General features: G+C 37.3%; 29 protein-coding genes. 11 read left to right on the top strand and 18 right to left on the bottom strand.

Annotated features, from left to right (window positions below):
- Window positions 1–15 precede the first annotated feature (15 nt).
- The 7 genes from ABVM53_RS03845 to ABVM53_RS03815 all read left to right on the top strand — a co-directional run bounded on the left by ABVM53_RS03845 (window position 16) and on the right by ABVM53_RS03815 (window position 8,243).
- Window positions 16–396, top strand: a complete 381-nt coding sequence (locus tag ABVM53_RS03845) for a DUF6876 family protein (protein ID WP_236132271.1) — start codon at window positions 16–18, stop codon at window positions 394–396.
- Window positions 397–408: 12 nt separating this feature from the next.
- Window positions 409–606 carry a hypothetical protein gene (locus ABVM53_RS03840; protein WP_153267900.1) on the top strand — a complete coding sequence of 66 codons (198 nt, stop codon included), beginning with the start codon at window positions 409–411 and terminating at the stop codon, window positions 604–606.
- 430 nt (window positions 607–1,036) lie between these two features.
- Window positions 1,037–1,417, top strand: a complete 381-nt coding sequence (locus ABVM53_RS03835; protein ID WP_236132270.1) for a BfmA/BtgA family mobilization protein — start codon at window positions 1,037–1,039, stop codon at window positions 1,415–1,417.
- Between the two features lie 11 nt (window positions 1,418–1,428).
- Window positions 1,429–2,460: a MobB family relaxase gene (gene mobB / locus ABVM53_RS03830; protein ID WP_236132269.1), complete on the top strand. Its 1,032-nt coding sequence runs from the start codon at window positions 1,429–1,431 to the stop codon at window positions 2,458–2,460.
- A 3-nt stretch (window positions 2,461–2,463) separates the two neighbouring features.
- Window positions 2,464–4,044, top strand: coding sequence for a type IV secretory system conjugative DNA transfer family protein (locus ABVM53_RS03825; protein WP_236132268.1), 1,581 nt, complete (start codon window positions 2,464–2,466; stop codon window positions 4,042–4,044).
- 111 nt (window positions 4,045–4,155) lie between these two features.
- Window positions 4,156–6,813, top strand: coding sequence for a TrlF family AAA-like ATPase (locus ABVM53_RS03820; protein WP_236132267.1), 2,658 nt, complete (start codon window positions 4,156–4,158; stop codon window positions 6,811–6,813).
- A gap of 92 nt (window positions 6,814–6,905) precedes the next feature.
- Window positions 6,906–8,243, top strand: coding sequence for an RNA-binding domain-containing protein (locus tag ABVM53_RS03815; RefSeq protein ID WP_405330844.1), 1,338 nt, complete (start codon window positions 6,906–6,908; stop codon window positions 8,241–8,243).
- A 10-nt stretch (window positions 8,244–8,253) separates the two neighbouring features.
- On the opposite strand, the gene ABVM53_RS03810 is transcribed toward ABVM53_RS03815, so the two are convergent.
- From ABVM53_RS03810 to ABVM53_RS03770, 9 genes are read right to left on the bottom strand one after another with little or no spacing between them, the layout of a single operon-like run.
- The gene (locus tag ABVM53_RS03810) at window positions 8,254–8,616 is read right to left on the bottom strand and encodes a hypothetical protein (protein ID WP_236132266.1); all 363 of its coding nucleotides are present in this window, start codon (window positions 8,614–8,616) and stop codon (window positions 8,254–8,256) included.
- Between the two features lie 7 nt (window positions 8,617–8,623).
- Window positions 8,624–9,481, bottom strand: a complete 858-nt coding sequence (locus tag ABVM53_RS03805; protein ID WP_236132265.1) for a DUF4138 domain-containing protein — start codon at window positions 9,479–9,481, stop codon at window positions 8,624–8,626.
- Window positions 9,478–10,407, bottom strand: a complete 930-nt coding sequence (traM, locus tag ABVM53_RS03800) for a conjugative transposon protein TraM (RefSeq protein ID WP_405329655.1) — start codon at window positions 10,405–10,407, stop codon at window positions 9,478–9,480. Before traM ends, ABVM53_RS03805 begins: the two co-directional genes overlap by 4 nt.
- 33 nt (window positions 10,408–10,440) lie before the next feature.
- Window positions 10,441–11,055, bottom strand: a complete 615-nt coding sequence (locus ABVM53_RS03795) for a conjugal transfer protein TraK (protein ID WP_236132264.1) — start codon at window positions 11,053–11,055, stop codon at window positions 10,441–10,443.
- Window positions 11,056–11,066: 11 nt separating this feature from the next.
- The gene (locus ABVM53_RS03790) at window positions 11,067–11,909 is read right to left on the bottom strand and encodes a hypothetical protein (protein WP_236132263.1); all 843 of its coding nucleotides are present in this window, start codon (window positions 11,907–11,909) and stop codon (window positions 11,067–11,069) included.
- Between the two features lie 2 nt (window positions 11,910–11,911).
- The gene (locus tag ABVM53_RS03785; RefSeq protein ID WP_405329652.1) at window positions 11,912–12,487 is read right to left on the bottom strand and encodes a conjugal transfer protein; all 576 of its coding nucleotides are present in this window, start codon (window positions 12,485–12,487) and stop codon (window positions 11,912–11,914) included.
- Between the two features lie 4 nt (window positions 12,488–12,491).
- Complete coding sequence (locus ABVM53_RS03780) at window positions 12,492–14,894, bottom strand: TraG family conjugative transposon ATPase (protein WP_236132262.1); 2,403 nt, start codon at window positions 14,892–14,894, stop codon at window positions 12,492–12,494.
- A complete protein-coding gene (locus ABVM53_RS03775; protein WP_031427462.1) occupies window positions 14,881–15,165 on the bottom strand; it encodes a hypothetical protein in 285 nt (94 codons plus the stop codon). Before ABVM53_RS03775 ends, ABVM53_RS03780 begins: the two co-directional genes overlap by 14 nt.
- A complete protein-coding gene (locus tag ABVM53_RS03770) occupies window positions 15,166–15,453 on the bottom strand; it encodes a hypothetical protein (protein ID WP_008610937.1) in 288 nt (95 codons plus the stop codon).
- Window positions 15,454–15,642: 189 nt separating this feature from the next.
- Between ABVM53_RS03770 and ABVM53_RS03765 the strand changes: the two genes are divergently transcribed.
- The 4 genes from ABVM53_RS03765 to ABVM53_RS03750 all read left to right on the top strand — a co-directional run bounded on the left by ABVM53_RS03765 (window position 15,643) and on the right by ABVM53_RS03750 (window position 17,688).
- On the top strand, window positions 15,643–16,284 hold the full coding sequence (locus tag ABVM53_RS03765) for an N-acetylmuramoyl-L-alanine amidase (protein WP_008610938.1): 642 nt from the start codon (window positions 15,643–15,645) through the stop codon (window positions 16,282–16,284).
- 211 nt (window positions 16,285–16,495) lie between these two features.
- A complete protein-coding gene (locus ABVM53_RS03760) occupies window positions 16,496–16,867 on the top strand; it encodes a metalloregulator ArsR/SmtB family transcription factor (RefSeq protein ID WP_008610939.1) in 372 nt (123 codons plus the stop codon).
- Window positions 16,868–16,879: 12 nt separating this feature from the next.
- Complete coding sequence (merTP, locus tag ABVM53_RS03755; RefSeq protein ID WP_008610940.1) at window positions 16,880–17,482, top strand: mercuric transport protein MerTP; 603 nt, start codon at window positions 16,880–16,882, stop codon at window positions 17,480–17,482.
- A complete protein-coding gene (locus ABVM53_RS03750) occupies window positions 17,482–17,688 on the top strand; it encodes a GDCCVxC domain-containing (seleno)protein (RefSeq protein WP_008610941.1) in 207 nt (68 codons plus the stop codon). The genes merTP and ABVM53_RS03750 overlap by 1 nt, the downstream gene beginning before the upstream one ends.
- Before the next feature lie 17 nt (window positions 17,689–17,705).
- On the opposite strand, the gene ABVM53_RS03745 is transcribed toward ABVM53_RS03750, so the two are convergent.
- The 9 genes from ABVM53_RS03745 to ABVM53_RS03705 form a co-directional block, all read right to left on the bottom strand.
- Entirely contained in the window at window positions 17,706–18,368 is a 663-nt protein-coding gene (locus ABVM53_RS03745; protein WP_008610942.1) for an ATPase, read from the bottom strand.
- Complete coding sequence (locus tag ABVM53_RS03740) at window positions 18,352–19,104, bottom strand: hypothetical protein (RefSeq protein WP_405329645.1); 753 nt, start codon at window positions 19,102–19,104, stop codon at window positions 18,352–18,354. Before ABVM53_RS03740 ends, ABVM53_RS03745 begins: the two co-directional genes overlap by 17 nt.
- A gap of 3 nt (window positions 19,105–19,107) precedes the next feature.
- Window positions 19,108–19,392, bottom strand: coding sequence for a helix-turn-helix domain-containing protein (locus tag ABVM53_RS03735; RefSeq protein ID WP_047550478.1), 285 nt, complete (start codon window positions 19,390–19,392; stop codon window positions 19,108–19,110).
- A 299-nt stretch (window positions 19,393–19,691) separates the two neighbouring features.
- A complete protein-coding gene (locus ABVM53_RS03730) occupies window positions 19,692–20,528 on the bottom strand; it encodes an RteC domain-containing protein (RefSeq protein ID WP_133642531.1) in 837 nt (278 codons plus the stop codon).
- 275 nt (window positions 20,529–20,803) lie between these two features.
- Window positions 20,804–21,718, bottom strand: a complete 915-nt coding sequence (locus tag ABVM53_RS03725) for a helix-turn-helix transcriptional regulator (protein WP_236132260.1) — start codon at window positions 21,716–21,718, stop codon at window positions 20,804–20,806.
- 8 nt (window positions 21,719–21,726) lie between these two features.
- Window positions 21,727–22,212, bottom strand: a complete 486-nt coding sequence (locus ABVM53_RS03720) for an asparaginase domain-containing protein (RefSeq protein WP_236132259.1) — start codon at window positions 22,210–22,212, stop codon at window positions 21,727–21,729.
- A gap of 81 nt (window positions 22,213–22,293) precedes the next feature.
- Window positions 22,294–24,261 (bottom strand): heavy metal translocating P-type ATPase, encoded by a 1,968-nt coding sequence (locus ABVM53_RS03715; protein WP_236132258.1) that lies wholly within the window; start codon window positions 24,259–24,261, stop codon window positions 22,294–22,296.
- On the bottom strand, window positions 24,261–24,632 hold the full coding sequence (locus tag ABVM53_RS03710; RefSeq protein ID WP_236132257.1) for a DUF3703 domain-containing protein: 372 nt from the start codon (window positions 24,630–24,632) through the stop codon (window positions 24,261–24,263). The genes ABVM53_RS03715 and ABVM53_RS03710 overlap by 1 nt, the downstream gene beginning before the upstream one ends.
- Window positions 24,633–24,642: 10 nt before the next feature.
- Window positions 24,643–24,903, bottom strand: coding sequence for an STAS/SEC14 domain-containing protein (locus ABVM53_RS03705; protein ID WP_373314912.1), 261 nt, complete (start codon window positions 24,901–24,903; stop codon window positions 24,643–24,645).
- Window positions 24,904–24,953 lie beyond the last annotated feature (50 nt).

The raw sequence follows: 24,953 nt of genomic DNA, 5'->3' as shown, positions 1-24,953 counted from the left end.
TTAAATATATTCACAATGAAAGCACAAGTTAACGAAATAAAAGAGCGATTGCAATATTTTACGGGAACGGAAATGTTCTATCAAATCCCATTATTGCGAACCCGTTTTACGGACGGATTGAAATATTTATCGGAAGCAGCAGAATGTTTTTGGCTCATTACAGACACGTCCGTAATTGCAAAAAGTCTGATGAACCGAAGCGAATTTATCACAATCGATTTTAAAAGATTGCCCGAAGAAAAACAAGATTATTCGGGATATGAAGCCGAGATAATTTACAGCGATGGCAACGATAATATTTTAGAAAAACACGATTATCGATCAACCGATTTTCCACTCGATGAACTGCGGTTATTTTTTGTAAATGATACGCTGATGTTACCAAGCGAATACTAAAATTTTGAAGTTATGATTTACATTAAATTTCAAGATTTGAGCGAGGAAAAACAAGAGGAACTCTTACAGGTTTCGAGAGAACACGTTACACATCTTTTTGGGGAATCTATTCAAAAATATGTTGACGAAACTGGTGCAGATTATGAAAAGTTAATAGATGAAGAAATGATTAAAAATCTATACACCTACGATTATGTTTTCAATATCTGACTCATTAAGATTATATGTGGAACACCTCTGAAATTCCAGGGGTGTTTTTATTTTGAAACAAATCCAAGTCAATAAAAAAGCGTATCTTTATGTCGCTAGAATTCAGCATTCAAATTTACGTAGGGTTATCCACTTTTCGACTTTCGCCGATACCCTTACACATCGAAAAATAACATACTGGAAAATCATTTTCCTTGAAAATGGCAATCGGCTTTTTAGCCGGATTGTATGGATTTTTGTCCCGCGAGCGGGACGAAAAGGAATAGCAAGAGGGTAACACGCTGCGCGATGTTTTGGATTCCTTTTCGTTTTTAAATAGCTGATTATCAAAAATTTAAATATCTTTTAATTTTTTAACAATCAACGATTTGCGACAAACGGGCTAAGAACGCCCACTTTTAGGGATGATTTTGCGACAAATCGGCGAAATATGGACTCATATACTGGAATTAGATTTAAAAAGGAAACCGCAAAACGTTTCCAAACATTCTCGCGTACTTACTTCAAATCGCACACTGAAGCAATGTCCACAATGCTCGATTTTTTCTTTTACAACGAAATATCGCCAAAGGAAAAATTAGGACCAACAGGACGAACTATTGAGGCTAAATTACTCAAAAGAATCAATGCGGTTATTGCAATAATGCGAGACGTAGAAAAGACACAAACCAAACCTACGGTGGCTATGATTCAGTCCCTTTTTGAGACCGAAGAGCCAACCAAAAAACCGCTGATTGTAGAAAAGAAATATGCCGAAGAAAAGAAGGAAATCCGTTTTCGAGAAAAGAAAAATCAAAGCAACCAACTCTAAATTTTAGAGCTATGTACATTACGATAACACCTCAAAAATTAGGCAACAATTATTCACAAAGTTCAGCAGATTTTGTAGGCTATTTGGAAAAGGAAAATCAAGGTTTGGAACAGCACGAAATGGAACATTTTTTCAATCAATATGGCGATGAGATTTCCGCTGAAGAAGTGGTCAAAGAAATTGATGGAAACACCGCAAAATTAAAAAAGAAAGAACCCAAGTTTTATTCGATTACGGTTAGTCCTTCAAAATATGAATTGCGAAAACTTCAAAACAATAGTCAAGATTTAAAAACCTACACCCGTGAGCTGATGAAAGATTATGTTGCCAGCTTCAATAGGGAAATAAACGGGCGACCTATAACCATCGATGACATAAAATACTATGCGAAAATTGAACACCAAAGAACATTCAAGGGAACAGATTTTCAGATAAAAGAGAACCAACCGTTCGCAACAAAAATACTTCAGCTGAAAACCGAAATCAGAAACATTAAAGAAGGACGAGCTGAAGGGAATATTAAAAGGATGGGAAAGGAAATTGCCAAATTGGAACGCCAAGCACCACATCAGCAAAATGGAAAACGAATTGTCCAGGGAATGGCGAAAGATGGAAACCAAAGTCATATCCATATCATCGTGAGCAGAAAGGATGCTTCTAATACGGTCAGTCTTTCGCCTGGAAGTAAACACAAAGCTTCTGAAGTTGAAATGCACGGCAAAAAGGTAAAGCGTGGTTTTGATAGGGATGCCTTTTTCGCCAAAGCGGAAAAAACGTTTGACAAAACTTTTGGCTACAAACGCAACTTTGCCGAGACCTACAAAGCAAAAAAAGATTTTGTAAAGAATCCCAACCTGTATTTCGCCGCCTTGATGAAATTACCAGCCAATGAAAAAGCTTTGGCTTTCAAAATGATTACCAAAAGTGGCTTGCCAATTGTTCCAAGTATTCCAGTCAGTCAAGCACAAATCGCACTTCGTGTTTTCAAACGATTAAGACGTGGTGCTGAAGTGGCCATTAAATCAAGTTCAATAGGAATTTAGCGTATGGAAATAGACAATCTCATAACGATACTCTCAATTATTGGTGTGGCCAGTACTGTTTTCTATGCGATATTTAGAGTGAGCAAGTATGCACTTTTCTTGAATTTCTTAATGCTTTCCTGCTTAATTTTCTATTTAACTGAACAGAACGAATTAGTATCGCTATTACTTTATCTGGTGTGTCCTCTAATGTTAATTAATATAGGACTGTATGTTTTTTTGCATAAAACTGAAAGCTTGCAAAATGGCGATAAAAAGTATCAAGTCAATTTTGCTACGACTAAAGGAAATTTCAAGTTAGATAATATTAAACGTGGCGCATCCATCATCGGATCTGCAGGAAGTGGAAAGACCGAAAGTGTAGTGTATGGATTTTTAAAACATTTCCGGAAAGAGCACTTCTGTGGAATCATTCACGACTACAAGGATTTTGAATTAACCGAAATGGCGTATCCGCTTTTCAAGGATAGCGATATCCCGTTTAAGGTCATTTCCTTCGATAAAATCATCCATAGGGTAAATCCTATTGCACCACGCTATTTAGAGAACGAGGAAAGCGTAAATGAGGTGTCACGAGTATTAATCGAAAACCTTTTGGAACAAAGGGAAAGTGGAACAACCGGAACGACAAAATTCTTTAACGATGCAGCTGAAGGCTTGATTGGAGGATTGATTTGGAAACTGAAAACGGACTATCCCAAATACTGTACGTTACCGCATCTAATAGCCATTTATCAAATACTCGATACCGACAGCCTTATCCAGTTTTTGGAAACAAATACCACATCGAGAGCGATGGCAGACGCTTTTATTAGTGGTAAGGATTCCGATAGACAGACCGCTGGTGTAAAAAGCACATTGGCAAACGCCCTGAAACGAATTAGCACACAACGCATTTTTATGGCATTGTCCGCAGACGAAGTGCCCTTGAATATCAATAGCGAAGAAAACCCTGCAATCATTTCTGTAGTGAACAATCCAAAATATGAGACATCCTATTCGCCAGTAATTGCCACAATCATTCACACCATTACCAAGCAAATGAGCGTTAGGAATTCCAGACCCTCGTTTTTACTAATGGAAGAAGCGCCGACAATTCGGCTATTAAATATGCATCGTATTCCAGCAACTTTAAGAAGTTATGATATTGCTACCATCTACGTAATGCAGGACAAAATCCAGAACGATATGATGTATGGCGACAAAGCAAGCAAAGCAATATTAAGCAATTTATCCTATCAATTTTTCGGCAAGGTCAACGACCCAGATACTGCCAAATATTACGAACGCTTTTTTGAAATCATCAAAGACCCAACTAAAAGCATAAGCCGTGGCCATAATCTCGATTTTGATACCCGAATCACAACGGGCGAAAAAGAGATACCGAAGATAAGAGCAGACGTTTTCTTTCGATTAAAACAGGGCGAATTTATAACCTATGCTGATGGTAAGGATAAGAAAGTGCAGTTTAAATTGTCAAGAATACAGCGGCAGCTTCCTGAAGAATCCAAGCAATATTCTCAGGCAGATTTATCTACTAATTTTGATAGAATTTATGATGAGGCGAAGTCGATATTTAATTGAAATTTGATGTGAATTTTCAAAGAATATTTTATCTGTTAAGAATAAACAATGATTTCTTTTGGCATCAAGCTAATTTTATTGCATTATTAGAGTTTAAAAATTCGGCAATTTATGACTAAAGGGGCAAGATTTCTTAGAGCAGATTTACACATACATTCATACGGGGAATTTGGATCTTACGATGTTAAAGATACCGCAATGACACCAGAGGCGATTGTTGATACCGCCATCGCGAAAGGATTGAAGATTATTAGTATTACTGACCATAATGAGATATTTAATTCAAATACAGCGATAAATTACGCTGCAGATAAGGATATTTTGGTCATTCCCGGAATTGAAGTAACCACTACGCAAGGTCATTTGCTATTGTACTTCGACACTTTTCAAAATTTAAGGTCATTCGCTGGTAAATTAAATATAAGTGAGGATAAGAAAACCACTACACAAGGAATCGTAGAGTGTTTGGATTTTGCCCATCAATGTAGTGGTGTTGGCATATTAGCTCACATCGAACTTGATTCAGGTTTTGAAAAAACTATTGGGCGGTTTGGTCCGCCTATTGAAGAAATTTTTAGCCACCCAAACCTTTTAGGACTTGAGATATCCAAAAAAGAAAATTTCCATTTTTATTCCAATAGCGATGAAGATGCGAATAGGAAGAGGCTTGTGGGGCTGAGGCGCGACAATTTATTAATGGATGATGACCAAATCCTTCCTAAATTGATGGGTTCAGATTCCCATAATTTAAATAAGTTGGGAACCAATGCCGAAGGAAATGAAAAGTTGACCAGGATAAAAGTTGATGAACTAAATTTCCACGCCTTTAAGGTTGCGCTGTTGAGCCACGAATCAAGAATTCGACTGGAAGATTTTATACCTGAGCAACGACCGGTATTTAATAAGATTTTTATAGAAGGTGGATTATTAGATGAAATGGATATAGACCTAAGTCCTAATTTAACCTGTATAATTGGCAGTAGAGGTGCGGGAAAGTCAACCTTATTAGAAACTTTACGAGAAACATCAGGGAATCAATCTTCTTCAAAGGTTGTTGATTCCGATGTGTGGCCTCAGAAAATAACACTTCAATATACTGATGAAGCTGGGCAAACTATTGAATTTTCAAGAGAAAAGAATAATGGTACTCAGAATATAACAGACCCTATAAATGGAATATCACGTGTTGAAATTGAAAGTTATGGTCAAGGCGAAACAGCTGATACTATACAGCACAGCGATGAAAACCCAACGGTTTTGATAGATTTTCTTGATGGGTTTTTAGACTTAAAACCCCTCATTTCCGAAGATAAAGAAATCATCACAGATCTGCTCGAAAACCAAAGCGATGCCAGAAAATTAAGACTCGAATTACTAAGTCTTGATGAAACAAGAAAAGCTCTTAAAAACGAGCAGAAAAAATTAGAGAATTTAAAAAAGCAAAAAGCAGGGGAATTGGTAAAATACCAAAACGCATTAATAAAGGAAAGACAGATACGTCAAGATCTAATTGCCGACCTTAAGCTACTAATTCAGACTTATAAGGATATTTTAAATGATGAAGAAACCTTTGAAAATTTCGAAAAATTATCAGATGAAGAAATAGTCGTTGGTAAGGATTATTTTCAGAAAGTAAAGAATATTGTTAGTGATTTTTCAGCTATTGTCAAATCCAAGGCAGGGGAATTAAATGAAGCCCTCGGAACAAAAGTAGAAGAGCTTAGAACAGAACTTAAAAATTGGGCTTCCAAGGAAAAAGCGATTCAGGTACAGATGGACGCCAAAAAGCAAGAGTTGGCAGCTCAAGGTATTCCTTTTGATTTGGGTAAAATCAACCAAATATCGAAAGATATTATCGATTTAACCAATAGGGTAAAAAAACTTGAAAACAGCAAAAAACTTTTAAATGAATTACAAACTGTGCGTAAAGAATTGATTGGAAAAAGAAAGGACATAAAACAACGAATTTTCTACTACAGAAATGCATTTGGACAAACTATAAATGACAATCTTAAGAATACGCTCGATGGATTATTTATAAATGTAAAATATGACCAGGGAAACTATTCTGACGAATTTGAGCAGTTATTAAAAACGACTATGGATTGGCGAACATCCCAAGTTCCAAGAGCATATTTAATCACTAAAAATTTATCGCCATTTGAGTTCGTCGATATTTGTATGCGCAAAAACAATGATGCATTAAAAGCATTGACAGATGATGAAGGTAAAAGATTTATTGGGGATTATGAAGCTCAAACTATCGTGGAAAAACTTCTTAAAGACCATACTTATGAAGATTTTGAAGCCTTGCCATTTGAAGATAGACCTTCAATTTCCGTTACACGATTATATAAAGATGATGTAACGGGTAAAACATTAAGAAATACAAAGTCGATATCGCAATTGTCGTTAGGTCAACAACAGTCGGTTTTACTTGGAATTTTAATGCTTTCAAAAAGTACTACGCCGCTTATAATTGACCAACCAGAGGATAATTTAGATAGTGAATTCATATTTAAAACGATTGTTAAGAATTTACGTAAAATCAAAGAATCAAGACAGGTAATCATTGTTACCCATAACCCTAACATTGCCGTACTTGGCGATGCAGAATTAATAATTCCATTAAAAAGCACAAGCGTAAAATCACACGTTTTGGAAGCAGGTTCTATTGACAGGAAAGGAACAAGGGAAATTAGTTGCGAAATTCTCGAAGGTGGTAAATCTGCATTTAAACAACGACAATTAATATATGGCATTAAGTAGGCGTAGTGAGAAACCAAATCTATTCCCACAATTTAATATCATTATCTTTACTACCAGATTTTTTTATTTAAATAATGACCTAAACAAACCGCATAGAATACAAACGAGAACTGTCCGATGGACTTGAAAAAGAGGTCATTGCTTTTTTAAACTATCGTGAAGGCGGCATTATTTATATTGGTATTAATAAGGAAGGGAACACTTACGGTCTGGCTGATGCGGATGGCGACCAACTAAAAATTAAAGACAGGTTAAAGAACAATATCCGCCCTTCAGCTTTGGGATTATTTGATATTGTAAGTGAAGAACGAGATGGCAAGAATATCCTGAAAATCATTGTGGCGAGTGGTCCTGAAAAACCATATCATTTCAAAAAATATGGGATGAGCGAAAAGGGTTGTTTTATCCGTCTGGGTTCTGCAGCTGAACCGATGCCACAAAAAATGATTGACGAGCTCTTTGCCAAACGTACCCGAAATTCCATCAGCAAAATTAAAGCCGGTCGGCAGGATTTAAGCTTCGGACAGCTGAAAATATACTACGAAGAATCAGGACATACCCTCGGAAAAGCTTTTGCAAAGAACTTGGAACTATTGACCGAAGATGGCACATTCAATTACGCTGGCTATCTTTTGGCAGATAAGAACAATACTTCTATTAAAGTAGCCAAGTATTCGGGCAAAACCCGAACAGACTTGATAGAAAGCAACGAGTATGGTTACGAATGCCTTTTGAAAGCCACCAAGCAAGTGATTGATAAAATTGCAGTTGAAAACAGAACCAACACAAAAATAACCGCCAAAGAAAGACAGCAAGCCAACCTTTGGAATCCCATCGCATTGCGCGAGGCCATTATCAATGCCTTTGTGCATAACGATTATACCAATGAAATTACCCCAAAGTTTGAAATCTTTGCGGATAGAATTGAAATCACATCGGCAGGCGGTCTTCCGGAAGGATTGAGCAAACAGGAATTTTTCGAGGGCTTTTCAGTTCCACGGAATAAAGAACTGATGCGGATTTTTAAGGATTTGGAACTTGTGGAACAGTTGGGTTCTGGCATCCCTCGTATTTTGGAACACTATGGCAAAGAGAGTTTTGGCTTTTCAGATAACTTCCTTAGAATGACTTTTAACGCTAAAGAAACTGCTGTTGAAGAAGGTGGTCAAATAGGTGGTCTAAAAGGTGGTCAAATAGGTGGTCAAAAGGATGCTGAAATTGATGATATTAAAAAATTAACGCATAGACAAAAGGAGGTTCTAAAATTAATTACTTCAGATAACCGAATAAGCCGTTCAGGAATTGCAGAGGTTTTACACATAAACGAATCTGCAATCCAAAAGCATCTAAACAATTTAAAGAATGCTGGTTTTATAGAGCGTGTAGGTGGTACGAGAGGTTATTGGGAAATCAATCTCGATAAAAATTAAAAAAAAACTTTTAAAAAGGCCCTTTTTCTCTTGGTCCTTTACTGGTCACTTTCCATTGACCGTTTTCCTTAGTCAGTTTAAAAATGCCTGTTTTTCCATCGTAGGTCGTGCTGTATTTTACCCAGGCAAGTTCGCCATCAATAGATTCGTCTAAAATTTCTACCTTGATATCTTTATCAGAATCTGGCATCATATTCTGTACGGTAATCAAACTGGCATAGCCTTCAGAAGTGGTGTGCTTTTTTAAGGCTGATTCATCTTTTGAAAAAAAGCTTGACGCAACAACTTTGGCAGTTTCAGAAGGGGATTTTGTTGTGCTTCCTGAACAAGAAAGGAACAACAATACAAGCGAGCAAATGACTAATCTTTTCATAACAGTATTAATTTGGGTTATTGATATATCTATGTGATAATTTCAGTTCTATGTTTCGCTCGCCATTCTTTTCATTCAATTCTAAAATTGCCCTGCGGTCGTTGGACAATGAAATTTTAGGCATCACATAAACAAATCGTACCGTTTCACTTTCCTTGATTTTAGACGGTAGATTATGTTTGTATATCGGTTCTTTATAGAGTCGTTGCAACGATTTCCTTTTCCCTTTTTGCCGAGTTTCAATCGAAAGGTTCAAGAAATTCAAATCGTAATCCAACGTAGAATTATTTTCAATCTCGATAACAAAATAGAGCTTATCTTTATCAAAAACAATATTCTCTACATTCAAGATAATACCTTCGCTTCGTTTCTTGATGCGCCCTATGCGCTGTTTTCTATTGAGAAGATATGAGCAGAATTTTTGGTAATAATAAGTGCTGTTATCTACAAGTTCTTCAGAAGATTCAACAAGAACCGAATCCTTTACAATCGGTTTTTCATTACCGATACTATTGGATAGCGGAATGAAATAATTGAGCTTAGAAAGCTGTTTTTTATACCTTACAATATACGAAAAAATTGAACCATTTCTGTTGATTACCAGCAAATTACTTTCCTTCCCAGGCTTTGCCTGAAGCAGTCCAAAATACTGTTCTTTTTCACGGTTGTAGGTAAATATAAAATTATCTGAACCGGTTATGCCTTGCCGTATGGGTTCTGGGAAGAATAGCGCAACGTTTTTGGTGTCGTTGGCATAAATGGTGTCGAGTGGTATGGGTTGCTGTTGTTCTGTAGCCTGTGCCGAGCAAAGTCGAGGTGCGAAAGCGGAAATCAACACCGCCAATATTAGGATAAATGTTCTCATAATTTAGGTTTTAGAATTAATCTGTAATTGTTCAATACCGTAACTTTCACGTTTCGGTTACTACGTCTTAGCACTTTGGTTACACCACCAACTTGCGGAACTGTAGGTATGTTGATATCGCCAATAATATCGTCCAACACTTCAGTAGTGGCTTCTGCCCGAAAATTGTTCTGTACGTAGATACCTTCGCTGCCATCAGATAAATCAAAAGCTTTAAGTTTTGTAGGATGGTGCTTTATGTTTTCAATTTCAATTAAAGCTCGATTAGGCTGAAAACTTATAAAACCGAAAATGGGTGTGTTCTTAGGCATTTCTTTACCGTTGATTGTAGCAGTTTTGGTCAGGCGCATTCGCAATCTGGTATTCGCTTTTACTACTTGGTCGCCATCTACCACCACGTAAATTGTTTCATCTGTATTGCCGATGATGGATACCTCATTGGGTTTAGGCGCAGCAGCGAAGAACAGTTGATGTTCCAGGCCCAGTTCTTTCGCTTGGATTTTTTGTTCCCTTTTTACTTCAGCAGAATCGATTGTTGATGCCACTTGGCGAACTGTTCTTCTCTGTCCCAAATTTTGGTATCGCTTTTCTGAATATTGAATCTTACCCGCTTCATAGATGCTATCTACGATACGCTCTTTTTCGCGTTCCGGAAGATCTGGGTCGTAAAATCCCAAGGAATCAATCAACTTTTCATCATAGATGCTGGGCGCATTGTTTTCACGTACTTTTTTCAAATCGTTAATCGCATCCAGTTTGGAATCGTACTCTTTTTGGTCTTCTTCCAAATCTGGCACTAAGGTCTGCTTAAGATTTTCAGTTTCACTTTCATCATCGCCCATTACCATTCCCGAATAGGAAATAAGGAATATGAAAATCACGGCCAATACCGCTGAAAATACTATCTTGTTTTTTTCTACTTTCATAAGAGTGAGTTTTTAAGTGCCGATTATCGGCTTTCAACTTTCATCGTTTAGTTTTTTTAGAGTGTTCTCGAAATAGTTGGTAATCAAAAGTCCGTGTGGATTGTTGGGAAAGTTTCGGTCAACCATAATCAAGTTTCCGGTGGAAACCAATTCGTAAGTGTCGATAATCGAACCTCTATTGATTTCAAAAATGGTCGTCGTTGTAAAACTGTACGAGCCGTTATTTTCGGTTATCCGCGAATCGATACTCAGTACTTTTTGAACCAAGGAATACTGAAGCAATCTATTGTAAACACCATCTGCTTTTTTCTGGCGGTAGAGATTGTCCACGGAACTATTGCCCAACCACAATGCCTTTTCCAAGTTTCGTTCGTAATTACTGGCATCGATGTTATAAAAGTAATTATGGAACAGATCCAAATGAGCCAAAGCTTCCACTCTAAAATTCTCTTTTTGCGTCACGAGCTTTAACGGAATGATACTGCCATCGGTATTGATGGCAAAAGCACTATTGAGCGCTTTTTGATTGGTGTTGAATACCATCCAAACCGAAAATGTGCTGGATAGTAAGGCACAGGCAACAACCGCCAAAACGATAAATCGATTCAGCTTTAGGACGTTGTAAATATTTTTATATGGTGTTTTCATTCTGAATGGATTTAGTTGGTAAATAGTCTGAGTGTAAAAGATGTGGCGCGTTTATACAGTTTGAACTTCAAGAAAACAATAAACCCTACCGAACCTAATTGAACCACAGGTGCAAAAAAGGCTTGACCTGTATCGATTCCAAACAAATTGACCCAAAAATTGGTGTTGATTTCCGTGTAGAGTGCATTCACAAAGACGTTTACTAAAAAGAAAGCAGGTACTAACATATAGACCGCAGCATAAAGCTTGAAGAATGTGTAAGCTAACGAACGGAACTTTTCAAAGACTGCAAGGCTAATGACCAAGGGAAAAAAAGTTTGCATTATTCCGAGTAGAAAAAAGCGTTCTGCCAAAAACAATGGATAAATGAATAAATCTAATATCCAGAGGAACAAGCTAATGATGAATGCAAATATTTTGAATCCGTAAAGCGGTGTAACCAAAGCTTCATATAAAAGCGTCATAGCAGCTTGGGCAACCTCGATGATACTCACGTCCTCTTCAATGGGAATGTCCTGCATTTGCAATGGCAATAAGGCTGGTGCAGTTCCTCGATATTGTCCTTCAATGGCTACTAAGATGCCATCGAAAAAGCCTAATACTTGCGTTGAGAAAATGACCAAAATGACAATGGCAAAATTCTTGGCGAGTTCGCCTGGACTCAATCCCCAAGTGTAGCCATCCTTATCTGCAATGCCTTCATTGTATTTTTTGAGGATGTTGACCAGAAAGAACAGGACAGCGAGCGTTTTCATTCCCGCAATCGTGTATTGCGAAAAGTCGCTGGCCTGTATGGTCTGGAAGACGGTATCGATGTATTCCAGTCCAATTCCTAAGAGAATGGTCGCAGTCATTTTTAGTATTCGGTTTCTCTATTATTGACTTTATCCTGCATTTTTCTAAAAGAAATAATGTCACGATAGCGTTTTGTTTTTGTAGTGATGTTGGAAACCATTTGCTTGGATTCCTGTTCTTTTGCTTTCAGGATTTCAGCACGTTCGGCATCACTCATTTTTAGGTAATCGCTGGATAGGACTTCATCAATAAAATCTACTGTGTCCAACGAGTTTTGTACTATGGCGTCAAATGATTCTACAACCCTTGAAACTGTATCTGGTTTGATGTAGGGCGAATTCAAAATATCCTGTAAATCATTTTGCATTACGTTGATAAGGCGCTGATTATTCTGTCCAATTTCCTCAACTGCTCTCAGTTGCTCAACAACGCTTGATACTTTCTCTATTGCCTCTTTTGCATCTTTTAGGAATTTTACAGACTTAATCATTTGTGCTGTCTGTTTTCCAGATTCTATCAGCTGTTTTACCAAGCTGATAAAATTGGTATTGTCATAAGTGGGCATTCCCTGGCACGCAGCGCGTGCGGGCAATAAAAAGATGAATGCCGTTGCGAGAATTAAAATTTTTGTCTTCATAATATTATGTTTTAGATGTGAATTGAATTATTGCTTTTTGCATATCGTGATGCTCGTTGTAGAGCTTCATTATTTCTTCATTTTCCTGTCCATCGGTCAAATAAGCGGCATATACTTCCTTCGGAACTTCGAGCCGAAAGATGTTACTTTCCCTACCTATCTTGATAAACATTTCGGTGTACTTCCGTGGTCCTGAAAGATTGTTCTTGATGGATTTCAGTTGGTTAAGGTCGTGGCTGGATAGGTTGAGTCTTTTGACCACTTCGTCATATCCTTTTTCATTGTTCAGACTATAAATGACCTGTGTGTTTTCCAGTATGCTTGCCGATGTTGAATTGTTAGGAAGCTGATTTATCGACTGAAGAATAATCCCAATAGCACCGTTTTGTTTACGTATGGCTTGATAGTAGAATTCTACACTTTCCAACACGTTTTCAAACTTCAATTGCTTGGCAAACTCATCAAAAAGGATGATTCCCTTTTCAGCTCTGTTCTTCCAAATAGTTCTTTGAATGGCAGACTTGATGAGCTTGAGCATCACAGACAGGATTTCCTTATTGTCCTTAACTTCATCGAGTTCAAAGACAATCAAGCGTTTGTCTTCGATTTTATAAGTCTGGTCTTCGCTTACTTCAAAAAGAAAGCTATATAGACCATCGCCGACATATTCTGACATTACGTGCAAGAAGCTCGTGACATTGAAGTAGTCGGGATGGATTTTTAAGGTGTCCAGAAGATCCTTCTGATTCCTTTCTATAAAACTGTAAAATCCATCTAAAGAGTGATTTTCTGAAGTACTATCATAATAGTGGCGCAGTATCTTTTTGACCGATACCGATTGTGCTTTGGTAACCTTTAAGTCTGAAGCAAACAATTCAAACAGAAAGACGGATAGGTCTTCCAGTCGCTCAGGTGTGAGGTCATTTGTATCACTTATATAAAAAGGATTGATGCCCAAGTTCTTTCCGCTTTCATAGCGAAGCACCGTATATTTTTCAGGGTAGAGTTTGGCAAACTTGGTGTAGGATCCACCGAGGTCTATGATGACCAAGCGAACGCCACTTTCAAAATACTGACGTAATATGTTATTGGCCAAAAACGATTTGCCTTCGCCCGTTGGTGCAAAAATGGCAAAGTTCCTTGCTTTAATTCGTTTCTTTTTTTCATCCCAAACATCCTTTAAAACAGGAATGTTATGCTCACGGTCGTTGAAGATGATTCCGGTAGGATCGCTTTTGTAATTGGTGTTATTGATGAACAGGCAAAGCGCGTGTTTTAAATCCGTTACATACAAATCGTTGTTCGAGAAATTGGACGAAAAACAGCAGTAACTGTTTAGGATATAATTCTTACGTTCTTCGCCTCTTGGATAGTATGGTATGATATCCAATTCCTTAAATTCGGTCTTTATTTTTGAAGTTATTTTGTCGAGCTCTTTAGCTTCCTTTGCCCAATACACGATATTTAGATGACCACGAATGATTCGGGCATTATCATCGGCATTGATTTGGTCAAGGATGTGTTGGATTTTGCCAAGAACCACTTTATTCTGTGAACCGAAGTTGGAACTTTTATTCAGTTCCTCAATTTTCTTATCGAGTAGTTTACGCCATTTCTGTTTGTCATCCAGATAGAGGATTTGGTTAACGATATGGTTCTCGTTAAGCGTAAGCCCTAAGCCATCAATAAACCCTTGATGAAACACAAAATCATCAGAAGTGAATTTCTCATTGGTTTTGCTACTCTGTACACTTTCGCCAAAGCACAGTTCGCTATTGATGGCCAGGGCATCAAAATGGTTTTCGCCAATATTGACGCTTTTTTTGTCCAGTAAAATGTCAGTATCATAACCTTCATTAAAGCCATTAAAATAGGCACTTGTTAGTTGCTGTATCTCTTCCGCTTTAAGCGTAACAAAATCCATCTTTCGGCTATTGTTGATAAAGGAAACCGAATCACTAACCGAGTTGGCGAAACTCTTGATGTTGTCATCCAGTTTCTGTATGATTCCCTTTGAAACTTTTAGGAAAGGGTTGATGTATTTCGGATTGTTAAGTGCCTTATTTTTGGTCAAGATGAAGAACAAATAGCAGCTGTGCTCGATATGTCCACGACCTTTAAAATGCTCGTGGGTAGCTTTTTCCAAAAAGGTGGAATTCGGAAGTTGTTCTGAAGAATAGGATTTCTTCAAGTAGATATCCTGTTTATGAACCACAGTACCAACTGGCAAAGACTTTAATGCCTGAAACCAAGCACCGTGCATATCTTCAAAATCCTTTTCAGACAACGAGTATATTTCCGGCAGATTTCCTTTGTAGCACAAAATAACATTGCCATTATTGGCAAATACGATATTGTCCTGAATATCTACGATGGGTTGATATGCCGAAAGGTTAATCTTGTTCATAATCGAAGCCAGAATTTCTTTTGTTACTAATGATTTTTGGAAAAGCCTTAGCCATTTGGAATAGTTGTGGATTGTGGGCTATTCTCGTCAGCGCCACATAAAGGGAAGCGTTGAAAACCAACACACCTATTATTATCCCAAAGCTGAAAGAGAAGATGATGATGAGCAACGAAGCCAAAATAGAAACCATCATCAAAGCAAACAGGGAAATGGGCAGCCCAAAAATGACCGCCCTTTTCCTGATGTTTTTATAGACTTCGAACCGTTTCATTTATACAACGATTCCTATTAGGTAAGTAAAGATTCCGACTACTGCACCTGCAATCAATACAAATACTAAAACTCGGGTAATCCCCTTTTTTAAATCTGCATTTTCCCCAAAAAAATGTCCTGCGTTAAACAGGAAACCTACAAGGAAGATTACACCGAGAAGTATTGGAAAAATAGTTCGGATAGTGTCGCCTACATCGTTAACTGAATCTTCAATGCCACCAATTTGAGCAAAAAGCGAAGTGGATAAGAGCGAAAGAATGGATGCTAAATAGTGTGATTTTTTCATAACGGAACAGTTTAAATTTTTGGTTCATTTTCGTTATTGGAAATTTACATATATTTGAACTTAAATAACTGAAAATCAAATAATTGTGAATAAAATATTATTTGATATTGTTTGAATTCCGTTGCTATTATTTGGCATCAAATCCTATGGATTTTTGAAGGGAAGTTGTTGATAACCCGAAAATTGAAAATGAAAAATCTGCTCAAAAACGTCAGTTTTGTGATTTTGGTTCTAAAAATGTGCTTCATTTTTGGACAAGAATCGACTGCTCAAAAACGAATAATAATTGACGTTGGACACGGCGGAAAAGATGCTGGTGCAATTGGTATAAATGACATTCAAGAAAAAGATGTGGTTTTATCGATTGCAAATGAGATTTTAAAGTTAAATGACGACTTGGAAAAACCACTCGATATTTATTTGACCAGGTATAAAGACACTTTAATATCATTATCGGACAGGACTAAACTGACCAAAGCCTTAAATGCTGATTTGTTTGTGTCTTTGCATTGCAATCATTCCGATAATCCGGATGCAAGAGGTATTGAAGTTTACGCTTCAAGAAAACAAGAAAAATTCTCAAAAGCATCGGTTTTTATGGGCTATCAAATTGAAAGTGCACTTTGTGAAGCAATAGGCTATGATAGCAGAGGTGTGAAGTTTGCGAACTTTCAGGTGCTAAGGGAAACAGCAGATTATTGTACTGCCATATTAATAGAATTGGGCTTTTTATCCAATTGGGATGAAGAAAGCTATATCTCAGACAACCACAATATTGAGCGTATCGCACTATCGATATTATTATCCATTCAAAAATCAATAGAATTATGAAAGATATTTTTTTAGAGTTAACGAAGAGCTTGAAGGACATTGTTTTACAATGTGTTTCAGAAGTTATTTTACTGTACAAATCCTTTAGAAGTTAGATTACCTAAGTTTATTATCTACACATTATAAAAAACAATTTATTCAATAGTGTATTTAAGTATTTGCTTAAATAATATAATAATGATATATTTGTGGCCACTTTAAATCAAAAAAGATGAGCTTGGAAATAACCTGTACACGGAACGAAGCAGACAAGAAGCAAATATCGAGATGTAAGGAAACCATAGAGAATTCTTCAGGTAGCTTAGAAGCAATAAGCAAAATTTTGTCTCTTGCGGGAAGCGAGGTACGACTGAAAATTCTATTTCTATTGAACATAGAGAATGAACTGTGTCCTTGCGATATTGCTGACATTCTTGAAATGAGTGTTCCTGCCGTATCCCAACATATCCGTAAAATGAAGGATGCGGGAATTATTACATCGAGACGTGAAGGGCAAACATTGTATTATTCGCTGGTAAAGAGTGAGGACAATGTTTTGAATGGAATTTTCAATTCAATTTCAGCAAGAAAGAAAACAGCTTAGAAAGTTTACATTATGGCACCGAATAAAACTTCAAATACCGCGGCCTATACCGGCATTTTTACCGCAGTTGCAGCATCAATATGTTGTATAACCCCTGTCTTGGCATTAATTGCTGGAACAAGCGGAATTGCATCTACATTCTCTTGGGTCGAGCCATTTAGACCCTATCTTATCGGCTTGACCATTATTGTTTTGGTCTTTGCCTGGTACCAGAAACTACGACCGAAAACACAGGAAGAAATAGATTGCGCCTGTGAAGATGATGCGAAACCATCGTTTTGGCAATCCAAACGGTTCTTATTGATAGTAACACTATTCGCCGCATTGATGCTGGCCTTCCCGTACTATTCCAATCTATTTTATGCACAGCCCGCCAAGGATATCGTCTATGTCTCTCAATCCAATATCAAAAAACAGACTTTTGAAGTCGCTGGAATGACCTGTGCAGGTTGTGAGGCACACGTAGAAAGCGAAGTCAATAAATTGGACGGAATTATTTCTATCAAAGCCAGCTACGAAAATGCTAATACCATAGTGGAATTTGACAAGACCAAAACCGATTTGCCCACAATCCGAAAAGCTATAGAAAGCACGGGGTACAAAATAATAGAATAATGAAGATTCAATTAAAATCTACGATTACCTGTCCAGAATGCGGCCACAAAAAGGCTGAAGAAATGCCAACCACCGCCTGTCAATTCTTTTATGAATGTGAGAATTGCAAAACTGTTCTGAAACCAAAAGAAGGGGATTGTTGTGTATTCTGTTCTTATGGTACTGTGGCTTGTCCGCCGATTCAAGAAAATAAAAATTGTTGTTAAAAAGCCATACCTTAAATTCACTTCCGTTTATCCCCAGCTTTAGTATCAAAAGCAATCAAATTAAAAAGTTCTCGCATTCGGCTACGCACACGATTACCATAGCGTTCTTCCAGTTCTTCAGCATTGAGATTGGTTGTGGCGTGCGTCTTGATTTTGTGTTTGGTTTGTAAGTAAAGCTCGTATCGGGATAAGAGCACTTCGCCCATTACGTTCAAATCCTTTCCGTAGAATCTACCAGATGGTTCCACACCTAAATCATCAAAACAGTAAAATTTGGTATTACCATACTCTTCAACCGTTTTAAACCCAAGATGGTTGAAACTGAAGGTTACATTCCGGCAGGGAATCATTTCGTAAGGTCTTTGTAGTGGAACCAAATGGCGCAACAATTTCATCAAACTGGTTTTGCCGCAGCCAACGGGTCCGGAAAGTAGAATGCCTTTGTCAATGTCAATACCATAAGTCTCACAGTTGTCTTTATCCTTGATGAAGTAGGAACAGAGCTTCAGCAAAATATCCTTGTCTTCATCATATATCCTAAACTTTTCGCCAAACAAAAGTTTGCCTTTGGCATTCAGGTAAATCAAGATTTTTGGAAAATCATAGATCACACTTTTACCATCAAATTTTCCGAGCGAATATTCCACGCCACCTTCGGTTATTTTAGAGGGGTTGTCCATAATCTTTGTTTTTAGTGGTTCGCAAGTTGTCCTTGATTTGGGACGGTTGCTTTTTGTTTGGTTTGTTTTCCTCGTCGAATATTTCGATTCTGTCCATCCAGTTGATGGCTACGGCGCGCCAATCTCTGATTTCCTTGCCATCGCCAGTTTGCCAATTTCTGGTCTGGTAATGCTCATAGAATTTTTTAGCTTCATCAGCATCAAAACCTTTTTCTTCAAAAAAAATAAAAACGGCCTGCCAGCCCTTTGGTTGTTTTATATAGTTTTCTTGTTTGATATTGTTTGTATTAGATACCAATGCTTGTCCATCTATGGGACGGTGTTGGTTCACAACCTGTCCATTTTTGGGATGGTGGTGTCCCTCAAGCGGTACACCTCTGGGATGGTACTGTTCCGCAAGTTGTTCTAATATGGGATTGTACTGTCCCACAACCGGTTCATCACTTGTCCCAATAATGGCCATCTTTATTTTGCTGCCTTTGTAGGGATTGTTGGAAGGGAAATAGGTTAAGTATTGCCAAGAATCTAACTCGACGATGCATCTGTGATATGTAGACTTAGAACCTATTTTAGCACATCGCATCAAATCGCGACGGTTTACATAAAATTCATCCATAAAGCGGCAACTGTTCCATTCTTGGAATAGCGCCATATACAAACTGATATGGGATGGGTTAAGGCGGTCATCAAAATAGAACTTTTCAAAAGCCGCATTAAGTAGCTTTATATAGTTCATCGCTTAAGAATTTAGACCGTGGTGCACACGGTTGGCATCCATAACTTTTTGAATTTCCTCGGTATCGTAATAGATAATGCCACCCACCTTGGTGTATGGTAATGTGCCATTGATACGAAGATTTTGTAAAGTGCCTGGACTTACTTGTAGCAAGTCCATAACCTCAGAAGATTTGAGGTATTTTTTGAGTTTCCCGCTGGCTTGTCTGGTAAGTAATTGTTTAATGTCATCGAGCAATTCCATTTTGAATTCCCGAAGGTCGTCTGTGGTAATAATACTTGTTGGCATAATAGAACGGTTTTAAAAGAAAGGGACTATCTGGGTTTATGATTTTAAATGATAGTCCCTGACCTGATTTGACTTTCGTTCTACAAATTTGAATAGGTTTATTGGATTTTATTCCCCAGTACGACCGTACTACGGTCAAAATTTAACATTTTGAAATTTGATGGGTTTTGTAGTATTATGGTGCTTCTAAAGTGGAAACGGTGTGCTAAATCATATCAAATTATATGAAGACGCCTTCCAAAATAAAAAGACCGTAGGTCAACCGTAGTACGGTCTTTTGTTAACAGTAAAATAGCTTGTTATTCTTCGCTTTTGTCCATTTCTATCAGTAACGAGGTGGAAAGCTCATCGAGAAATAGTGTCCTACTGTTCTTGCGGTTTTTGATGTCCTGATAGGTTTTGTAGATGTCCTTTGGCTCAATATCGAAAAGCTGTTGCATTTTTTTGGAAACCTGCATTATGGCTTGATTATCCTGTTTGCCCAATCCCTTTGAGCAGAGTGCATAAACGAGTTCAACATAATCTGTATTTGAAAATGGCCAATGTATCTTTTCAATTGGTTTAGCACCATTTAATTTGCCGTTCAATCCTTTCCGAATTCGATGCTTTTTTTCATCCAAATATATCACTAACAAATCATACGCCTTGTATTTGCCAAGTAGCATATCCCTTGGTGTGCAAAACTCTGGGTCTTGAAAGTAAAATTTGGAAGTTGTTATATGGAATGTTTCGAGATAATCTCTGGTGTAGTATTCCTTGTCAAAATGGGTAGCACCGGAATTTACATAACGTCCAAAATCGATATTGTACAGGAAAAAGCGATTTATTTTGCTGATTTTCTTTTTAATCGATTTTAGTTGGGCATCCTTATCGCCCTTTGGAAGTTGAATCTCAAAGGAATGTATTTCTGAAAAGTAGATGAGCCTTATAAGAGGAACCTGCTTTACCTTTTTAAAGAAATTTATTTCATCTTGTATCGTCTGAAATTTAGTGTCAATGATTTCCTTTTTGTAAGAACTCAATAGTTTGCGACAGGCTTTGATGGAAAGATATGCCTGTTCTAAAATATTTCCATTCTGAATTTTAAACTCATCCAGATCCTTTAATAATTTTTTTGATTGTAATTGCGAATTCATAAGCAGGAACTTTAACGTTGTAAACCATAGAAATGGGATTTAGTTGATACGATTTATTGGTGGTTGTCATAGTCCTACAAAATGATGTAAATGAAAGTCACGAAACATAAAATTTGTGGCTCATTGTTGTATTTTAGGGAACTCTGTGTAAAGTAGCTTTACTTTGTAATTGTACAAGGAAAACGTGCCGTATATAATTACGGAATAGTCCGTATTTTTCTACGGATTATTTGTTAGGTACTGCAAATAGTGGCTTTTATATAAACTCAATTTACTTACATTTTCTTTCTAAACCGCTTCAAAAATTCACACCTGTTTTTTACATCGGTCTTTTTGAAGATATTTGATGCGTGTTTTGAAACGGTACTTTCGGCAATGAACAAATCTTTAGCAATATTTCTGTAGCTTAGATTACTTAAAATTGACAAAGCCACTTCGATTTCTCTTCTAGTCAAATCCTCATAGATAATCTTGCGCTCTACCGATTCGTCCCGTTGTTTTTTCTTTAAGGCAAATACTTCATACATTCTGTTATTGTTTTCTATGAAATACAAATACCTATCTGCTTCAATAGCGGTTATGGCAAAAAAAGCCAAATTCATTACAGTAAATGTTATCCATTGATAATCACCTATAACTGTGCAAATGGGCAACAAAGCAATACTCGCAATGCTTACCATTGAAAGTTTATTTCGTCTTAGAATAAAAGGATTTGGATTGCTGGGATTCGATATTCGACGGTAGAAAATTAATAGAAAAATAAACGCGATAACTGATATTGGTATGGTAAAAAGAAAACGTGCAGAATTAAGTGAATCTGTCAGAAAATAAGGGATAAGAAATAGTACCACAAAACTCACGCTTGCGAGTATAGCAAGGTTTCTTATGGATGAATTGAATTTCAAAACTACAATATCGTATTCTTTATAGAGATAATAAACGATATAAACACAGAGGGCTATGGCCACACCATACGTGATAATGTACTGTAAAATAAATGGACCAGGAAAGTCGTCAATTGGCAAAAAACCACCAGTAGCATTATAAGCAACAAACAGGATTCCGAGGTAGAGAAAACGCCTTAGACTACTGCGCGTTTTCTTTCTGGAAAAGTAGAGTGTAAGCAATACTATGAACGTATCTATTAATAGATAGAAAAAAGTCGTCCAATGTATCGAAGTACCAAACATCTATTTTACTACTCATTGCGCTCAAATTTGTTGGTTTCTAAATTCTTGGAAACATTGTTCCAATTAAAAATTTGTCCGTTCATAGCAATATAAGCATCCGGTTTTAGAAACTGTAATGAGCTAATTGCATACCCTAAATTAAACGGTGCATCTGTATCTACAGATGAACCTAAAATGAAAGACCCAACCAAAACGATTGTCTTATTCAAATTGAGTTTTCCTATATATTTTGCGGTATCTTCCATTGTGAAAGTGCCATGGGTTATCAGTATCTTAGTCGCATTAGTTTCCTTTATCTTGCTAACCAAAAGTTTTCTGTCATCATCTGTTATGGCACGACTGTCTTTTTTAAAGACACTTGAGATAGTGTATTCAAAATCGACATTTGCTTTATATAAAAAATCTTCAATCCCCACGTTAGATGAAGTAATGCCACCGTCATCAATATAATCCAACCCTTCAATTGTACCACCAGTTGTGAGAATGTGAATCATGGATTTAGACTTCTTATCATTTATAAAGATAGCATTAATTTGTTTGAAACGACTATTATTTACTCGGCCGTAATAAGCGTTCTAAGAATCCTGCCACTTCATTTTCTGCAATCTGACGGCATTGAGAATAGCAAGCAATGCAACACCTACATCAGCAAAAACAGCTTCCCACATCGTGGCTAATCCACCAGCACCAAGAATTAGAACAATTACTTTTACACCGAAGGCTAAACCAATATTTTGCCATACAATTCTTCGAGTTGAACGACCAATTTGAATCGCTCTTGCAATCTTACTCGGTTGATCTGTCTGTATGATGACATCTGCCGTTTCAATGGCGACATCGCTTCCTAAGCCGCCCATCGCAATACCTACACCACTTGCTGCCAAGACAGGTGCGTCGTTGATGCCATCGCCTATAAATGCGACTTTCGTATCAGGTTGTTTTTTGAGCTCTTCAACTTCATTGAGTTTATCTTCAGGCAATAATCCACCTTTCGCCCAATCAATATTTAACTCTTTTGCAACTTGCTGTGTAATAGAGTCCTTGTCGCCTGATAGCATTATAATCGTAGAAATTCCTGCATCCCTAATTTGTTTTATGGCTTGGTGCGCATCATCCTTTAGTTCATCTGCAATGGTTACATAACCTGCAAATTTTCCATCAATGGACATCATAACGATTGATTCTACAATGCTATCCGTTTCCGAAGGAACCTCTATGCTGTTTGAGGTCATCAAAGCTTTGTTTCCTACCAATACTGTCTTCCCGTTGACCGTCCCTTTTAATCCCTTTCCTGCAACTTCTGAAACATTAGTCGCCTCATAATCTGAACCATCTGCTTTGTATTCGAGAATTGCTTTTGCAATAGGATGTGTGGATTGTTCTTCCATCGCCATCAGGTATTTCATAAACTCGGCTTCTTCGAATGTGAGAGAATTGATTTCCTTTATTTTGAAAACACCTTTAGTAACGGTTCCTGTTTTGTCCATAACGACCGTGTTCACTTTGGTCATTGCATCCAAAAATGATGCGCCCTTGAATAAAATTCCATTACGTGATGCAGCTCCCAAACCACCGAAATAACCTAGCGGTATCGAGATAACAAGCGCACAAGGACAAGAAATTACAAGGAATATCAACGCACGATATAACCAATCTCTAAACACGTAATCATCTACAAAAAAGTAAGGAAGAAAGGTCAGGCCGATGGCTAGGAATACAACGATAGGTGTATAAATCCGCGCAAATTTTCTAATGAACAATTCCGTTTTTGATTTTCTAGCAGTTGCGTTTTGCACCATATCGAGAATTCGGGCAATGGAACTGTCCTTAAATTCTTTTGTTGTTTCAACCTCAATTACTCCATCGAGATTAATACTTCCAGCAAAAACATTATCGTCTTTAGCAATGGTATCAGGCTTGCTTTCACCTGTCAAGGCAGCAGTATTAAAAGATCCCTTTTCAGAAAGTAGAATACCATCCAGTGGAACCTTTTCGCCTACACGAACCTGTATCTTTTCGCCTATCTCAACAGTCTCGGGATTTACTGAAACAAAATCGCCATCACGATAAACTAATGCTTCATTGGGACGGACATCCAGTAAGGCTTTTATATTTCCTTTTGCACGGTTTACAGCAGCATTCTGGAAGAGTTCGCCCACTGCATAGAACAACATAACCGCTACACCTTCTGGATATTCGCCAATCGAAAATGCACCCAAGGTGGCAATTGACATTAAAAAAAATTCTGTGAAGACGTCTCCGCGCATAATACTTTTCCAACCTTCTTTAATAACTGGACACCCTACAGGTAAATAAGCAATAGTATACCAGACAATCCGTACCCAACCTTCAAAGGCTGGAATGGCATCAAAATAATCAACGGCTATGCCTAGAATAAGCATCACAAAGCTTACTATCGCAGGGATGAACGTTTTAAATGCACTTCCATCTCCGTGATCGTGATTATGACCATCATCGTGAGAATGTTCGCCTTGATGTTCTTTTGGGTCTATGTCACGTAAGTTTACTTTTTTCTTTTTCATTATAATGGTTTGTATTGGTTCAAAATAGTATTCAAATCTTGTGGAAGCTTCATCTTTTTAAGTGGTGGTACATCAGCACCACCTGTATTTCCAGTCGGTACGTGGTCGATAAACGATTTCCATCCACCGACAAGTAAGCGAACAACTTGACCTAAAACTTCTTTCACATTCTTTTGTCTGAATCCAAATTTGAGCATAAGCCAATGTGAAAAGGTATGCTCAAAAGGATAGGATTGACCAATTATGTGTGAGCGCTCAAGATGATTCCAAGCTTGAGATAAATTTCCTTTAAGTAATGACAACCGGTAAAACAATAATTCGTTATCATAATATTCTTTTAAGCCTTTTGGTATTTTGGTGTTGAATTTCATTTATTGCTAATTAAGAGACAATCCAAGCCTTTGCCAGTTCCTTATCTTTTAAATAAAAATATTTTACTTCCGAGCTTGTAAAAAAATCAGTTGCTTTTACAACCCATTCCTGCCATTTCTTTTCACCAACAAACGCCATTTTTGCATAATCTGAAATATGAGCGCTGTCCACTTTTATATCTTCACAAAAGCCTTTTAGGGTATAGCCGTCAAAGTCCTCCAATTCAAAATATAAATCAACATTGCTTTTATTCTTCAATATTTCGTGAATTCGTGAATTGATTTTTTAAACTTCATCTTTTGAAATTTTACTGCTGATTT

It is taken from the genome of Leeuwenhoekiella sp. LLG6367-2.1 (assembly GCF_045055775.1).
Taxonomy (GTDB): Bacteria; Bacteroidota; Bacteroidia; order Flavobacteriales; family Flavobacteriaceae; genus Leeuwenhoekiella; species Leeuwenhoekiella aequorea.
This window is presented reverse-complemented; position numbering and strand designations above follow the sequence as displayed.

Coding starts and splice junctions, on each gene's coding strand:
- ABVM53_RS03730 (WP_133642531.1), bottom strand. CDS start 20,528: ATGAATTCGCAATTACAATCAAAAAAATTATTAAAGGATCTGGATGAG.
- ABVM53_RS03760 (WP_008610939.1), top strand. CDS start 16,496: ATGAGCTTGGAAATAACCTGTACACGGAACGAAGCAGACAAGAAGCAA.
- ABVM53_RS03845 (WP_236132271.1), top strand. CDS start 16: ATGAAAGCACAAGTTAACGAAATAAAAGAGCGATTGCAATATTTTACG.
- ABVM53_RS03835 (WP_236132270.1), top strand. CDS start 1,037: ATGGACTCATATACTGGAATTAGATTTAAAAAGGAAACCGCAAAACGT.
- ABVM53_RS03725 (WP_236132260.1), bottom strand. CDS start 21,718: ATGTTTGGTACTTCGATACATTGGACGACTTTTTTCTATCTATTAATA.
- ABVM53_RS03820 (WP_236132267.1), top strand. CDS start 4,156: ATGACTAAAGGGGCAAGATTTCTTAGAGCAGATTTACACATACATTCA.
- ABVM53_RS03735 (WP_047550478.1), bottom strand. CDS start 19,392: ATGCCAACAAGTATTATTACCACAGACGACCTTCGGGAATTCAAAATG.
- ABVM53_RS03765 (WP_008610938.1), top strand. CDS start 15,643: ATGAAAAATCTGCTCAAAAACGTCAGTTTTGTGATTTTGGTTCTAAAA.
- ABVM53_RS03825 (WP_236132268.1), top strand. CDS start 2,464: ATGGAAATAGACAATCTCATAACGATACTCTCAATTATTGGTGTGGCC.
- ABVM53_RS03840 (WP_153267900.1), top strand. CDS start 409: ATGATTTACATTAAATTTCAAGATTTGAGCGAGGAAAAACAAGAGGAA.
- ABVM53_RS03785 (WP_405329652.1), bottom strand. CDS start 12,487: ATGAAGACAAAAATTTTAATTCTCGCAACGGCATTCATCTTTTTATTG.
- ABVM53_RS03805 (WP_236132265.1), bottom strand. CDS start 9,481: ATGAGAACATTTATCCTAATATTGGCGGTGTTGATTTCCGCTTTCGCA.
- mobB (WP_236132269.1), top strand. CDS start 1,429: ATGTACATTACGATAACACCTCAAAAATTAGGCAACAATTATTCACAA.
- ABVM53_RS03745 (WP_008610942.1), bottom strand. CDS start 18,368: ATGGACAACCCCTCTAAAATAACCGAAGGTGGCGTGGAATATTCGCTC.
- ABVM53_RS03770 (WP_008610937.1), bottom strand. CDS start 15,453: ATGAAAAAATCACACTATTTAGCATCCATTCTTTCGCTCTTATCCACT.
- merTP (WP_008610940.1), top strand. CDS start 16,880: ATGGCACCGAATAAAACTTCAAATACCGCGGCCTATACCGGCATTTTT.
- ABVM53_RS03790 (WP_236132263.1), bottom strand. CDS start 11,909: ATGACTGCGACCATTCTCTTAGGAATTGGACTGGAATACATCGATACC.
- ABVM53_RS03780 (WP_236132262.1), bottom strand. CDS start 14,894: ATGAACAAGATTAACCTTTCGGCATATCAACCCATCGTAGATATTCAG.
- ABVM53_RS03750 (WP_008610941.1), top strand. CDS start 17,482: ATGAAGATTCAATTAAAATCTACGATTACCTGTCCAGAATGCGGCCAC.
- ABVM53_RS03710 (WP_236132257.1), bottom strand. CDS start 24,632: ATGAAATTCAACACCAAAATACCAAAAGGCTTAAAAGAATATTATGAT.
- ABVM53_RS03795 (WP_236132264.1), bottom strand. CDS start 11,055: ATGAAAACACCATATAAAAATATTTACAACGTCCTAAAGCTGAATCGA.
- ABVM53_RS03810 (WP_236132266.1), bottom strand. CDS start 8,616: ATGAAAAGATTAGTCATTTGCTCGCTTGTATTGTTGTTCCTTTCTTGT.
- traM (WP_405329655.1), bottom strand. CDS start 10,407: ATGAAAGTAGAAAAAAACAAGATAGTATTTTCAGCGGTATTGGCCGTG.
- ABVM53_RS03720 (WP_236132259.1), bottom strand. CDS start 22,212: ATGATTCACATTCTCACAACTGGTGGTACAATTGAAGGGTTGGATTAT.
- ABVM53_RS03775 (WP_031427462.1), bottom strand. CDS start 15,165: ATGAAACGGTTCGAAGTCTATAAAAACATCAGGAAAAGGGCGGTCATT.
- ABVM53_RS03740 (WP_405329645.1), bottom strand. CDS start 19,104: ATGAACTATATAAAGCTACTTAATGCGGCTTTTGAAAAGTTCTATTTT.
- ABVM53_RS03715 (WP_236132258.1), bottom strand. CDS start 24,261: ATGAAAAAGAAAAAAGTAAACTTACGTGACATAGACCCAAAAGAACAT.